Origin of the sequence: Urbifossiella limnaea (assembly GCF_007747215.1) — a bacterium.
Lineage (GTDB): Bacteria > Planctomycetota > Planctomycetia > Gemmatales > Gemmataceae > Urbifossiella > Urbifossiella limnaea.
In genome coordinates this window covers 5,922,811-5,935,532 of record NZ_CP036273.1, presented here as the reverse complement: position 1 = coordinate 5,935,532, position 12,722 = coordinate 5,922,811, and the positions used below count along the sequence as shown (strand labels likewise).

10 protein-coding genes and 1 pseudogene are annotated in these 12,722 nt (G+C 72.7%); 4 read left to right on the top strand and 7 right to left on the bottom strand.

The window, feature by feature from the left end; all coding sequences use genetic code 11:
• Window positions 1-26 precede the first annotated feature (26 nt).
• Both ETAA1_RS24185 and ETAA1_RS24180 read right to left on the bottom strand, forming a co-directional pair.
• Entirely contained in the window at window positions 27-272 is a 246-nt protein-coding gene (locus tag ETAA1_RS24185) for a MoaD/ThiS family protein (RefSeq protein WP_145243059.1), read from the bottom strand.
• A gap of 20 nt (window positions 273-292) precedes the next feature.
• On the bottom strand, window positions 293-1,042 hold the full coding sequence (locus ETAA1_RS24180) for a glycosyltransferase (RefSeq protein WP_145243058.1): 750 nt from the start codon (window positions 1,040-1,042) through the stop codon (window positions 293-295).
• An 84-nt stretch (window positions 1,043-1,126) separates the two neighbouring features.
• Here ETAA1_RS24180 and ETAA1_RS24175 point away from each other — a divergent pair, with 84 nt between their 5' ends.
• From ETAA1_RS24175 to ETAA1_RS24160, 4 genes are all read left to right on the top strand, one after another.
• Complete coding sequence (locus tag ETAA1_RS24175) at window positions 1,127-1,519, top strand: hypothetical protein (protein ID WP_145243057.1); 393 nt, start codon at window positions 1,127-1,129, stop codon at window positions 1,517-1,519.
• Window positions 1,520-1,785: 266 nt separating this feature from the next.
• Entirely contained in the window at window positions 1,786-2,928 is a 1,143-nt protein-coding gene (recA, locus tag ETAA1_RS24170) for a recombinase RecA (RefSeq protein WP_145243056.1), read from the top strand.
• A gap of 147 nt (window positions 2,929-3,075) precedes the next feature.
• Window positions 3,076-5,841 (top strand): hypothetical protein, encoded by a 2,766-nt coding sequence (locus ETAA1_RS24165; RefSeq protein WP_145243055.1) that lies wholly within the window; start codon window positions 3,076-3,078, stop codon window positions 5,839-5,841.
• Between the two features lie 49 nt (window positions 5,842-5,890).
• On the top strand, window positions 5,891-6,280 hold the full coding sequence (locus ETAA1_RS24160) for a hypothetical protein (protein WP_145243054.1): 390 nt from the start codon (window positions 5,891-5,893) through the stop codon (window positions 6,278-6,280).
• A 5-nt stretch (window positions 6,281-6,285) separates the two neighbouring features.
• Here ETAA1_RS24160 and ETAA1_RS24155 read toward each other — a convergent pair.
• From ETAA1_RS24155 to ETAA1_RS24140, 5 genes and pseudogenes are all read right to left on the bottom strand, one after another.
• Window positions 6,286-6,912, bottom strand: a pseudogene (locus ETAA1_RS24155) (DUF1559 family PulG-like putative transporter); the annotation flags it as partial.
• A 12-nt stretch (window positions 6,913-6,924) separates the two neighbouring features.
• Complete coding sequence (locus ETAA1_RS32360; RefSeq protein WP_202920374.1) at window positions 6,925-7,074, bottom strand: hypothetical protein; 150 nt, start codon at window positions 7,072-7,074, stop codon at window positions 6,925-6,927.
• A gap of 60 nt (window positions 7,075-7,134) precedes the next feature.
• Window positions 7,135-8,031, bottom strand: a complete 897-nt coding sequence (locus tag ETAA1_RS24150; protein ID WP_145243052.1) for a prenyltransferase/squalene oxidase repeat-containing protein — start codon at window positions 8,029-8,031, stop codon at window positions 7,135-7,137.
• Window positions 8,032-8,214: 183 nt separating this feature from the next.
• On the bottom strand, window positions 8,215-10,083 hold the full coding sequence (locus tag ETAA1_RS24145; protein ID WP_145243051.1) for a complex I subunit 4 family protein: 1,869 nt from the start codon (window positions 10,081-10,083) through the stop codon (window positions 8,215-8,217).
• Between the two features lie 118 nt (window positions 10,084-10,201).
• Window positions 10,202-12,721 carry an NADH-quinone oxidoreductase subunit L gene (locus tag ETAA1_RS24140; RefSeq protein WP_145243050.1) on the bottom strand — a complete coding sequence of 840 codons (2,520 nt, stop codon included), beginning with the start codon at window positions 12,719-12,721 and terminating at the stop codon, window positions 10,202-10,204.
• Window position 12,722: the final 1 nt, after the last annotated feature.

The following is a 12,722-nucleotide window of genomic DNA, read 5'->3' as shown; positions in this document are numbered from 1 at the left end:
GCCGCGTCGCGCCGGAAGCACCCGACTCAACCGCCGCTCACGGGGGGGAGCACCGCCACCTCGGCGGTGGCGGTCAGGACGTGCGTGTCGTCCGCGAACTCGTGATCGACCGCCACCGCCGAGCGCGCCAGCAGCGCCGCCAGCGCCGGGACGCACGCCGCCAGCGCCGCACGCAGGTCGGACACTGTCGAACGGTCGGGCAGGTCGATCGGCAGGGCCGCGGCACCGGCCAGGTCGCGGGCCGCGGCGAACAGGTGAACCGTCAGCGTCATGGTGCCGGCAGTATAGCCGGTCAGGCGGCGCGGCGGGCGGCCGGCAGTGCGGGCGCCGTCTGAAGGTGGCGGCGGACGCGCCACAGGCCGGCGAACATCCGCACGCTGTCGCGGACGACGCGCACCTTCGAGCCCGGCTGCTCGGCCCAGTTCACCGCCACCTCGGCCACCGGCAGGCCGAACCGGTCGGCCAGCGCCAACAGTTCGATGTCGAACAGGTAGCCGGTCTCGCGGCCGGCGCCGAACAGCGCCGCGGCGGCGTCGGCGGTGAAGAGCTTGAACCCGCACTGGGTGTCGCGCACGCCGACGCCCACCAGCACCCGCGCCGCGAGGCGGAACACCGACCCCATCACCGCCCGCCGCGGGTTGCGCGTCCGCGTCACGCCGGGGCCGTCCACGTACCGCGAGCCCACGGCCACGGCCGAACCCTTCGCCACCGCCCGCGCCAGCTTCCACTCCTCGGCGATCGGCGTGGCCCCGTCGGCGTCGGTGAACAGCACCCGCCGGCCGGCCGCGGCCCGCACCCCGGCCCGCACCGCCGCGCCCTTCCCGGCGTTGGCCGGCAGCTGCACCAGCCGCAGCTCGCGCCACCCGGCGGCCGTCGTGCGGACGAGATCGGGCGTGCCGTCGGTGCTGCCGTCGTCGACGACCAGCACCTCGTAGTTGGCGGGGTAGGCGGCGTCGAGGTGGGCGCGGACGTCGGCCAGGTACGGGCCGATGCGGCCGGTCTCGTTGAACGCGGGGACGACGACGGACAGTTGCGGCGTCATGCGGCTTCCCGGCGGGGCGGTAACGGGCCGGCGGCGCGGCGGGCGGCTAAGATCACGGCACACCCCGCCCCCGGACGACCCGCGATGCCCACCGGCCCCGAGATCATCCTGACCCTGAAGGTGCTGGTCGCCGCCGTCACCGTCATCCTGGCGGCGTCGCTGGCGGCCCTGGCCGCCGGCCGGCCGCGGCTGCACGGGCGGCTCAACACCGTGTTCTTCGTCCTCACCATGAGCACCGTCGTCGGGTTCGAGGCGCTCCTGCAGTTCGTGGACGTCAAGTCGGCGTTCGACCCGGCGGCGCGGGAGGCGCTGCGGGTCCACCTGTGGTTCGCGGTGCCGTCGGCGGTGCTGCTGCCGGCGATGTTCGTCACCGGGGTGCGGCGGCGGAAGCGGCTCCACCTCGGGCTGGCGGCGGTGTTCGCGCTCCTCTGGGCCGGCACGTTCGTCACCGGCGTGTTCTTCCTGCCGCACTCCTGACCCGCCGTCCGGGGGGTGTGGGATACCCCGGTGGGACGGGGGAAACAAGCCCGACTCGGGGCCGCGCGAGGCCGCAAGCGTTCGCTCGGGTGGCTACGTTGTCGCTCGCGGCTTCGCACCGCCGCAGGCGCCGGAAGATTTTCGCTACCGACCTACGCCGCGCCGGGAATCCTGGGTAAACTCGCACCCGCTCCCCGCGACTCAACATACCCTCGACCCTGAATTACCCACGGGCCGGTCGGCGGGGGCCACGAAAGGGACCAGTCATGGCGAAGGAACTGAAGGACGCGAAGGAGAACAAGGAGCTCAAAACCGCCCTCTCGGCCATCGAGAAGGAGTTCGGCAAGGGGGCCATCATGTCGCTCGGCGACATGAACGTCGACGACGTGGAGGGCATTTCCACCGGCTGCCTCGGCCTGGACATCGCCCTCGGCGGCAAGGGGCTCCCCCGCGGCCGCGTCGTCGAGATCTACGGCGCCGAGGCCAGCGGGAAGACCACCGTGGCCCTGCACGCCGTCGCCAACGTGCAGAAGAACGGCGGGGTGGCCGCGTTCATCGACGCCGAGCACGCCCTCGACCCGAGTTGGGCCAAGCGGATCGGCGTCGACCTGGATTCGTTGCTGGTCAGCCAGCCCGGCTACGGCGAGGAGGGGCTGCGGATCGCCGAGATGCTCATCAAGAGCAACGCCGTCGACCTCATCGTCGTCGACTCGGTGGCGGCGCTGGTGCCGAAGAACGAGATCCAGGACAGCGAGATCGGCGACACGAAGGTGGGCCTCCAGGCCCGGCTGATGAGCCAGGCGATGCGCATCCTCACCCCGACGATCAACAAGTCGCGGACGTGCCTGCTGTTCATCAACCAGATCCGGCAGAAGATCGGTGTCATGTACGGCGACCCGAACACGACCACCGGCGGGCTGGCGCTGAAGTTCTACGCCAGCGTGCGGATGGAGGTGAAGCGGATCACCCACGTCAAGGACGGCGACGAGACGATCGGCGCCGAGACGCGGGTGCGGGTGGTGAAGAACAAGATCGCCCCGCCGTTCCGCAACGCCGAGTTCGAGATCCTCCACGACCGCGGCATCGACTACGAGGGCGACCTGCTCAAGCTGGCCCTGGAGGACGAGATCATCGAGAAGAGTGGCGCCTTCTTCAGCTACAAGGAGCAGCGGCTCGGGCAGGGGAAGGACAAGGCGGTGACGTTCCTGCGCGAGAACCCGGCTGTGCGGGCCGAGTTGACCGCGGCCGTGCTGGAGAAGCGGAAGCCGAAGCCGTCGAGCCAGGAGCTGATGGACGCGGCGGCGGCGGCGGCGAAGGACGAGGCCGAGGCGGCGGCCGAGTTGGCGACGATCGGCGAGGCGCCGGAGGCCGAGGCGCCGAAAAAGCGCCGCGGCAAGGCCGCGGAGTAATGGCGGGGGAGGCAGTTATTGACAGGATAACAGGATGAGGCAGGATGGAGAACAAAGACAGGAATTAGTTTAAATTTCGTCTTTGTTTTCCATCCTGCCTCATCCTGTTATCCTGTCAAAACGTCTTCGTCTCGGAGCCACGCCCCCGTGCCGGACCCTCTCCCGCGCCCCGCGGCGCGCGCCGCCGACGCCGTGTCGACTACGCTCGTCCTCGTCGTCGCCGCGCTGGCCGCGTCGTTCGTCGCCCGCAACTCCGACGTGTGGCTCCACCTCGCCGCCGGCCGGCTGATTGCAACCGGCGACTACACGTTCGGCGCCGACCCGTTCGCCGCCCCCGCCGGCAAGTCGTGGGCGAACCACGCCTGGCTGTTCGACCTCGGCCTGTACCTCGCCTTCACCCACCTCGGCCCCGCCGCCGTCGTCGCGCTCAAGGCCGCCGCTGTGGCCAGCACCGCGGCGCTGATGCTCGCCGTCGGCCGCGGGCCGCGCTGGCTCGCGGCGGGGTGCGTGCTCCTCGCCGTGGCGGCGATGGCACCTCGGCTACAGCTGCACCCGATGGCCGCGTCGGTCCTGCTGCTGGCGGCGTGCCTGTGGTGCCTCGTCCGCGGCGGAACGGCGCTGCGGGCGGTGCCGGTGCTCGTCGCGGTGTGGGTGAACGTGGACGGCTGGTTCCTCCTCGGGCCGCTGCTCGTCGGCCTGTTCGCGCTGGGCCGGCGCCTCGACCGAACGCGCCCCGAGCCGTGGCCGCGGTGGCTGGTGCCGGCGACGCTCGCCGCGTGCCTCCTGAGCCCGCACCACGTCCGCGCGCTGGCGCTCCCACCGGAACTGTCGCCCGCCGCGTGGGCCGAATTCGCCGACGACCCGCGGCTGGCACCGTCGTTCGCGTCGCCGTGGTCGGCCGACGCCTTCCGCGGGTACAACTTCGCGGCACTCGCGTTCGTCGCGCTGCTGGCGCTCGGCGTCGTATCGTTCCTGCTGAACCGACCGGCGCTGCGGGGCTGGCGCGGCCCGGTGTGGCTCGTCTTCGCCGCGCTCGCCGCGTGGCAGGCGCGGCTGATCCCGTTCTTCGCCGTCGTCGCCGGGCCGGTCACGGCACTGAACTTCGGCGAAGCCTTCCCGACGGCGTGGCCGCGACTCGGGCGCATCGTCGTGCTCCTCGCCGGCGTCGCGCTCGCGGGGCTCGGCTGGTTCGGGAAGTTGACCGGCTTCCACGTCCGCGACCGCGGCGCCGCCTGGGGCGTCCACGCCGACCCGACGCTCGAACACGCCGCCGGCCGACTCGCCGAGTGGCGCGCCACCGGCGTCCTCCCCGCCGACGCGGTCGTGTTCACGTCGCACCCGGACGTCGGCCACTACCTCGCGTGGTTCGCCCCCGGCGAGCGCTCCTCGATCGACGCCCGGCTGGCGCTGTTCGCCGGCGACGACTACCGCGAGCGGTCGGAAGCGGTCGGCCTCCTCCCCGGCCGAGCCGACCCGCAGGCGCTCCTCAGCCGCGGTAGCGTCGCCGCCCTCGTGTACGACCCCGACCCGCAGCGGCTGACCGCCGCACTCCGCGCCGCCGCCGCGCGGTGGGACGTGGCCCGCGTCGCCGGCGGTGCCGTGCTCGTGGTGCCGAAGGGGGCCGCGCCGCGGTTCGACCCCGAGCGCGCCGCGTTCGGGCCGTCGCCGGAGGCCGCGGGCGTCGGCCCGGATTCCCTGGCGGAGCCGGCGCCGTGGTGGGACGTGACGCGCGGCACCGGCCGCCGCGGCTCGTGGCACGCCGACGCGGGGACGATCTACCTCCGCCTCGTCGGCGAGGCCGACCGCTCGCCCGCGCTGCCGCTGCTGGCGATGCGGGCTGGCCGCCTCGGGGCCGAGCGCGACCCGGCCGACGGGGTGGCGTGGCTCGTGGCGGCGCGGGCGGCGCTGGCGCTGGACGCGCGGACGTGGGAGCGCGACGCCGGCGAGCCGCTGACGCCGCTGGCGTTCGTCCGCCACGCGGCGGCGGCCGGGGCGCTGGTGCAGGCGGTGCGGCGGAACCCCGACTCGGCGCCAGCGCAAGAGGCGCTCGCCGGCGTGTACGGCCGCCGCGGGTTCGTCGACCTGGCCCACAAGCACGCCGCCGCGGCGCTGCGGCTGCCCGGCCACGCCGACGGCGTCGCGGCGGTGGCGGAGCAGGCCGAGAAGCTGGTGCACGACGCCGAGAACCGCTTCCTGGTGCGCACGGTCGGCCTGACCGGCGACCCCCTGGCCCGGGCCCGCGCCGCGGCGGGACTCGGCCTGCCGCAGCGCGCCGTGGACGTGCTCCTCGCCTCGCACCCCGACCTCTACGGCGTCGAGGGGCTGTCGCTGCTGGCGGACCTGCTGATCCAGACGGGCCAGCTGCCGGAGGCGCGGGTGCTGCTAGACCGGAGCGAGCTGCGCGACGCGGGGTCGCTCGGACTATTCACGCTGCCGGGCCGCGGCGGGGCGTGGGTGTACCGCTTCCCGGCGCGCGACTGGTACGACTTCTGCCAGTGCGCCGCCGCCGGCCACTACCCCGGCGCGTTCGCCGCAGTCGAGCGGATTGGCGCGCGGCTCGACGCGGAGGAGCGGCAGGTGATGCCGGCGGTGGCGCGGGCGCTGTCGGCGCAGGCGGGTCGGCTGACGGCGCTCGCGGCGGCGTGGGGCGGGCCGGCGGGCGTGGGGTGGGTGCCGGTGGTGGGCGCGGCCGGCCGCGACGGGCAGCGGGTGGCGGCGTTCGCGGCGGAGGTGCGATTCCTGACGGCGGCGCGGGCCGACCTGGGGGTGCTGGCCGGCGTGCTGGAACTGGAGCGCGGCAACCCGACCGGCGCCGCCGGCCGCTTCCGCGCGGCGCTGGCGCTGTACGCCCCCGACGCGCCGCGGCCGGGCGAGGCTCTCGCGCGGCGGTACCTGGAGGCGCTCGGCCGCTGACGCGGCTCCGCCGTACAACAGCCGAACGCCCCCCGCCCCGGAGCCATCGATGCCGGCTTACGCGATCGTGTTCGGCGCCCTGCTCACCGCCCTCGGGGCGGTCGCCTACTTCAACCCCGACCTGCTCGCCGGCGGCAAGCCGAACCAGATCTCGGCCGCGTCGCCGGCGTTCGTGGGGCTGCCCATCGCGCTGGCCGGGCTGCTGTCGCTGGCCGCGCCCGGTGCCCGCAAGCACGCGATGCACCTGGCCGCGGTGCTGGCGCTGCTCGGTGTGATCGGCGGGTTCGTGCCCGTCGTCCTCCGCAAGTTCGACGTGAACACGACCGCGGTGCAGGTCGGCCTGGGAATGACGGGGCTGTCGGCGGTGTTCCTGTTCCTGTGCGTGCGCTCGTTCGTCGCCGCGCGGAAGGCCCGGCAGGCCGGCACCCCGACGGCGTGAGCCGGTCACGGCACCAGCGGCCGGTCGCGGCCGTCGGCGAGGAAGTCCCAGCCGCCGGCGCCGTCGTCGGCGAGCGGCTCGTTCCCGTCGATCGTCAGCAGCGCCCGCAGCACCTCCGGCCGCAGCTCGGCGCGGAGCGTGTGTAGGCTACCGTCGAGCATCGCCACGCCCGGCCACGTGTACGGGCTGCTCACGCCGGCGGGGCTGTTCACCCGCAGGTCCATGTCCGCCAGCACCAGGTCGCGCGGCTCCATCCAGTGGACGCCGAGGCCCAAATTCTCCACCACCAGGATCGTGGACGCGAGCCGGTCGGTGACGGCGGCCGGCGTCACCTTCTTCGTACCCGGCCACAGCGTCTCGGGGCCGACTACGGCGAGGTAGTTCGAGGTCGTGGTGTCGGGCTCGGTGCCGGCGTGGAACCGGTACAGCGACGGCATCCGCCCGGCGAGGCGGCGGTTGTTCGGCCCGTCCCACGGCTCGTCGAAGCGGTACTCCTTGAACAGCGTGTACTGCTCGATGTACGGCAGGACGAGCACGCGCCAGCTGTGCCACGGCCGGCCGTCCGGACCCGGAAGGTACGCTGGCGGGTAGTGGCCGTTGGCGTCGGTGTAGTTGGCGACCGCCAACGCGAGCTGCTTGAGGTTTCAGAGGTCGCGCGAGCGGGAAGCGGACATCCGTACCTTCCGCACGGCCGACACCAGCCCGTAGCCGGCGGCGGCGACGACGCCCCCGGCGGCGGACGCGAGGAACGCCCGGCGGTGGCGGCGGACGAGCGGCGGGACGAGGTCGGGCATGGCGTGGCCCGTGCGATGTGTGGGGTGGCACGGCCAGCATACACCGGGCGGGCGCCCGCGTCACTTCTCGAAGCGGGCCAGCCAGTGCGTCACGATCGCGCTGTAGTACGTCGGCCCGGCGCCGGACGCCTCGCCGGGCACGACGCCGCTGCCGCCGTCGGCGTTTCGGCACGCCGCCAGGAACGCCCGCAGCCGGGCCGGCTCCGACGGCCGTTGCTCCAGCAGCACCAGCGCCCGCATCACCCGGTACGTCGTTTCCAGGTCTGACGTCTTCGCGCCAGCTTTGCCCCAGCCGCCGTCCGGCCGCTGGCCGCTCGTCAGGATGCCCGTCAGCAGGAGGTGCTCCTGCCGGCCGATCCGCGCGCCCAGCCGCGCCACCAGCGCCGCCGCGGAGCCCGCGGCGCGGGCGCCGCCGTCGCGGGCGTCGGGCAGTTCCTTCCGCATCTCGGCCGAGGCCGTGTCGATCCACGGGTTCACGCTGAACGGGCAGTCCTTCACGCCCCACGCCTCGACGCCCGCGGCCGCGATCCGCACCTCCTCGAACGTCTTGGCGTTGTCCCGCAGGTAGTCCAACGCCTTGCGGTAGCGATCCTTCGGCACGCCCAACTCGACCGCGGCCATGACGCCGACGCTGGTGAGCGTCACGTCCGCCTTGCGCCCTGGGGCGTCGGCGAAGCCGCCGGTCTTGGGGTCGAAGCACGCCATCACGAACGCCGCGTGGTTGTCCGCGTTCGGCAGCTTGGCGCCGCTGTACTTCAGCGTGCGGACGCACGCCGACGTGGCGCGGAGGCCCGGCTTGCCGCCGGCCGCGGGGGCGAACCCGCCGGCGGGGTCTTCGAGCTTGAGGGCGTAGCGGCTCGCTCCGAGCTTCGCCTGGATGGCGGCTTCGATCTCGGGCGTTTGCGCGCGGGCGGCGGGGGCGGCGAGGAGCACGAGCGCGAGCGCGGCGGGACGCATAGGGGAGGCTCCGCGGAAGGGGCGTGCAGAAGAGATTAACCACAGAGTCACAGAGGGCACAGCGGGAGGACACAAGGCCGAGAGGGAGACAGTAGGATGATTGAATTCAACCTCTGCTTCGTCTCAGCTGTGTGTCTTCCCGCTGTGCCCTCTGTGACTCTGTGGTGAATTCGTATTCCACTCCTAAAGCTTCAGAGCTGCGAGGTTCTCGACCCACCCCGCCACGCTCGGGTCGAGCCACCGCATGATGAGCCCCGGCCACACGCCCAGCAGCACCGCCAGCGCCGCGAACGGCACCAGCACCGCCGCCTCCCGTGCGCTCAGCTCGGGGAACCCCTTCGTGGCCGGGTTCGTGCCGAAGTACACCCGCTGCCACGCCCACAGCAGGTACGCCGCGGTCAGGATCACGCTCAGCACCGCCGGGATGGCCAGCCCCGGGGCGTAGTTCCACGCGGCCGTCAGCACCGTGAACTCGCCCACGAACCCGCACAGGCCCGGCAGCCCCATCGACGCGAAGAACAACACCGCCGCCAGCCCCGAGTACGCCGGCATCGGCTCGTACAGGCCGCCGAGGCGGTTCAGGTCGCGGTGGTGGGCCCGGTCGTACACCACGCCCACCGCGAAGAACAGCGCCGACGCCGTGATGCCGTGCGCCACCATCTGGAACACGGCGCCGCCGACGCCCCACTCCCAGTACTGCGCCCCCGACCCGGCGGACCACGAGGCCAGGCCCAGCACCACGAACCCCATGTGCGACACCGACGAGTACGCCAGCAGCTTCTTGAAGTCGGTCTGGCCCATCGCCACGAGCGCGCCGTACACGATGCCGACGACGCCGATCAGCCCCACCCACCACGCCAGCTCGTTCGCGGCCCACGGGCAGATCGGGAACGCGAACCGGATCAGCCCGTAGCCGCCGAGCTTCAACAGCACGCCGGCCAGGATCATGCTCACGGGCGTCGGCGCCTCGACGTGCGCGTCCGGCAGCCACGAGTGGAACGGGACGATCGGCACCTTCACGGCGAAGCCGACGAACAGCAGCACGAACAGCAGGTACTGCATGTTCGGCGTGCAGATCGGCTGCGCCTTCAGCCGTGCCGCCGCGGCGGCCGGATCGACGCCGACGGCGAACAGCTTGACCGGTCCGCCCTGGGCGCCGCCGGCGGGGTCGCGCGGGTCGGTCTTCGCGGCCAGCCGCTCCTCCTGACCCGAGAGGATCAGCATGACGGCGCGGCCGGCCTTCGCCAGCGTCACGAAATCGAAGGTGTGGACCTCGACCTTCTCGGCCGCGGCCTCGGCCGAGAGCGTCGGGTTGCGCTTGCGCAGGTCGGCGACCTCGGACGCGACGCGCTCCTGCGGCACGAAGTCGCGCACGTCCACGGAGTACAGCGCGATGACCGCCACCAGAAGGCCGACACTGCCGACCAGCGTGTAGAGGACGAACTTGAGCGCCGCGAAGCGCCGCCGGCCGCCGCCCCACAGGCCGATGAGCACGTACATCGGCAGGAGCATCACCTCGTAGAAGACGTAGAAGAGGAACAGGTCGAGCGCCAGGAACGCCCCGAGCACGCCGCTTTCGAGCAGCAGGATGAGCACGAGGTACGCCTTCACCGACTTGTCGATGGTCCAGCTGGCGGCGACGGCGAGCAGCGTGACGAGCGCGGTGAGGATGACCAGCGGCAGGCTGATGCCGTCGACGCCGAGGGCGTACTCGGCGTCGAACCGGTCGATCCACGGGCGGCGGGCGACCCAGTCGTCGGAGCGGTATTCGGGGACGGCCTTCGCCGAGTTGGCGGCGGCGAAGTCGGCGCGGCTGTCGAGGCGGGCGGTGGCGGCGTGACCGGGCCGGCCGGTGGTGCCGAGCTGGCGGCCGACGGCGTCGTCGTACCCGACGGCGACGCACAGCGACACGGACAGCGTGCCGGCGGCGCCGAACAGCGCGACCCACCGCTGCGCCTCGACCCACCGGGCGGGTACGACGAGGAGCAGCGCGGCGGCCGCGGCCGGCAGGAACACCAGCCAGGTCAGCCAGGACAGGTCGGCTTCGGGCATTCCGTACCCTTCGTGGTGGACTTAGGGACCGTGGGACTGAGGGACTCAGGGACCGGAGGAGAAGCACGGGAACCGTGCAATTCTTGATCGGTCCCTGAGTCCCTCAGTCCCACGGTCCCTAAGTCAGGCTCAGAAGCATCCCCAACAACCCGACGACGGTCAAGGCCAGCACCAGCACGTACCCGCGGAGCCGGCCCGTCTGCACGCGCCGCAGGCTCGATCCCGCGGCGCCGACCAGCTGGCCCGCCGTCGTGATCAGGCCGTCGAGCGTGAACACGTCGTAGCGGCGCGGCGGCACGGCGTCGGTCTCGCCGTCGGTCGGCCGCTTGTCCGCGGCCGCGGACGCAAACGCTAGCCCCACCGCCGGCTTCACCAGTGCCGCGTCATAAGCCTCGTCGAAGTACCACTTGTTCAGCAAGAACGGGTACACGCCGCCGGCGCGGGCGCGGACCGCTGCGGGGCTCAGCTTCGGCCGCCAGTACATTGCCGCGGCGAGCCCGGCCCCCAGCACCGCCGCCAGCAGCGCCAGCGCCCCGGCCGTCAGGTGGTTCTCGTGCGCCGCCTGGGCCTCGACGCCGAACATCGTCAGCCACGCCGCCGGCCGGCCCGCTTCGAGCAGGCGGCCGAGGGCACTCGCGTCCGCGTCCCAGATCGGCCAGCCCCACGCCACGCCGACGCTGAACACCGCCAGCACCACCAGCGGCACCGTCATCACGGGCGGCGACTCGTGCGCGTGGTCGTGAACGTGCTGATCCCGCGGCGCCCCCGTGAACGCCAGGAACCACAAGCGGAACATGTAGAAGCCGGTCATCGCCGCGGTGACGAGCGGCAGCACGAACAGGGCCATGTGCTGCCGGTGTTCCAGCCCGTACCCCAGCGCCGACGACAGGATTTGGTCCTTGCTGTACCACCCGCTGAACAGCGGCGCTCCCGCGATCGCCAGCACGCCGACCAGCATCGTGAAGCCGGTGATACGCATCTTCGTGAGCAGCCCGCCCATCTTCCGCAGGTCTTGCTCGTGGTGGCAGCCGTGGATCACGCTGCCGCTGCCGAGGAACAGCAGCGCCTTGAAGAAGGCGTGTGTCAGCAGGTGGAGAAGCCCCGCGGCCCAGCCGCCGACGCCGAGCGCCAGCATCATGTAGCCGAGCTGGCTGCACGTCGAGTACGCCAGCACCCGCTTGATGTCCGTCTGCACCAGCGCGATCGTGGCCGCGACGAACAGCGTGACGGCGCCGGTGTACGCGACGCCGAGCAGCACCTCCGGCGCGAACAGCACGTAGCACCGGCCGACGAGGTACACGCCCGCCGCGACCATCGTCGCGGCGTGAATCAGCGCCGACACCGGCGTCGGGCCTTCCATCGCGTCGGGCAGCCAGGTGTGCAGCGGCACCTGGGCGCTCTTGCCGACGCAGCCGAGGAAGATGCCGGCGCCCATCACCACGAACAGCCAGTACGGCATCGCCCCGAAGTCGAATAGCCGCTGCTCAGGCGGCGTGACGAACTCCGGGTCGCCCTTCTCGTGCCTCCTCGAGCCGCCGGGGGTCTTGAAGCCGAGGCCGTGGAAGTGGGTGGGGTCCTCCCACAGCAGCGGGAACAGGGCCAGGTGCGAGCCACCTTCGCCCGGCGGCACGACCGCGTACTGCGGGTGGCCGGTCGCCTTGTCCACGCCGTCCGGGTTGGCACGGACGAGTTGGCGGGCGAGCGGCAGGCTGCCGTGCGAGTCGCGATCCGGGGAGCGGACGCGGCGCGTCAGCTCCTCGATGTTCAGCGTGCCGAGGCTCGTCCACGCCACGAAGATGCCGACGAGGAAGCCGGCGTCGCCGACGCGGTTGACGATGAACGCCTTCGCCGCGGCCCGGCTGGCGCTCGGCCGCTCGTAGTAGAAGCCGATGAGGAAGAACGAGCAGACGCCGACCAGCTCCCAGCTCACGAACACCTGGAACAGGTTGTCGGCGATCAGCAGGTTGAGCATCGAGAAGGCGAACAGCGACAGGTACGCGAAGAACCGCCCGTACCGCCCGCGGCGGGCGTAGTGGTGGCTCCCCGGCGTCTGGTGATCGACCTCGTGGTCCTCGACCGTGGGTTTCGTCTCGTCGCGCATGTAGCCGAGGGAGAAGACGAAGATGAGCGTGCCGATCACGGCCACCATCGCCACCATGAGCGCGGTCAGGTGGTCGATGCGGTAGCCGAGTTCGAGCGCCCGCCCGGCCTGCGGCACCGGCGGCGCGGCGTCGCTGCCGTCGCGCACCAGCCGGGCGCTGTCGGACCTGTCCCACTCGGCGGGCGTGCCGGGGTCGGTGTTGCCGACGCGAATCCAGTCCACGCGGCCGGACCAGCGCGCGGCCATCTCGGCGGGCTTGAGTTCCTTCTTCACGTCGCCGAGGAACGTGACCAAGCCCACGACCGCGAGGACGGTGGCGCAGCCCATCAGCGCGGTTGCGAGGTAGGCGCCGGTGGTGAGCGGGCGGTCGCCGCCGAGGAGCCAGTAGAGGGAGCCGGCTGCGCCGCCGCGCTCGCGGTGCGGCCGGCACAGGGCACGGGCCAGGCCGCCCAGCAGCAGCAGGGCGCAGCCGAGCAGCGGCAGCAGCGTCGCCACCACGTACAGCCGGCCCGGCGACGTGTCGAACCACTCCGGCATC

What these genes read in the sequence shown, in the direction of transcription:
- ETAA1_RS24185 (WP_145243059.1), bottom strand. Translation starts at nt 272, where the DNA reads ATGACGCTGACGGTTCACCTGTTCGCCGCGGCCCGCGACCTGGCCGGT.
- ETAA1_RS24180 (WP_145243058.1), bottom strand. Translation starts at nt 1,042, where the DNA reads ATGACGCCGCAACTGTCCGTCGTCGTCCCCGCGTTCAACGAGACCGGC.
- ETAA1_RS24175 (WP_145243057.1), top strand. Translation starts at nt 1,127, where the DNA reads ATGCCCACCGGCCCCGAGATCATCCTGACCCTGAAGGTGCTGGTCGCC.
- recA (WP_145243056.1), top strand. Translation starts at nt 1,786, where the DNA reads ATGGCGAAGGAACTGAAGGACGCGAAGGAGAACAAGGAGCTCAAAACC.
- ETAA1_RS24160 (WP_145243054.1), top strand. Translation starts at nt 5,891, where the DNA reads ATGCCGGCTTACGCGATCGTGTTCGGCGCCCTGCTCACCGCCCTCGGG.
- ETAA1_RS32360 (WP_202920374.1), bottom strand. Translation starts at nt 7,074, where the DNA reads ATGCCCGACCTCGTCCCGCCGCTCGTCCGCCGCCACCGCCGGGCGTTC.
- ETAA1_RS24150 (WP_145243052.1), bottom strand. Translation starts at nt 8,031, where the DNA reads ATGCGTCCCGCCGCGCTCGCGCTCGTGCTCCTCGCCGCCCCCGCCGCC.
- ETAA1_RS24145 (WP_145243051.1), bottom strand. Translation starts at nt 10,083, where the DNA reads ATGCCCGAAGCCGACCTGTCCTGGCTGACCTGGCTGGTGTTCCTGCCG.
- ETAA1_RS24140 (WP_145243050.1), bottom strand. Translation starts at nt 12,721, where the DNA reads ATGCCGGAGTGGTTCGACACGTCGCCGGGCCGGCTGTACGTGGTGGCG.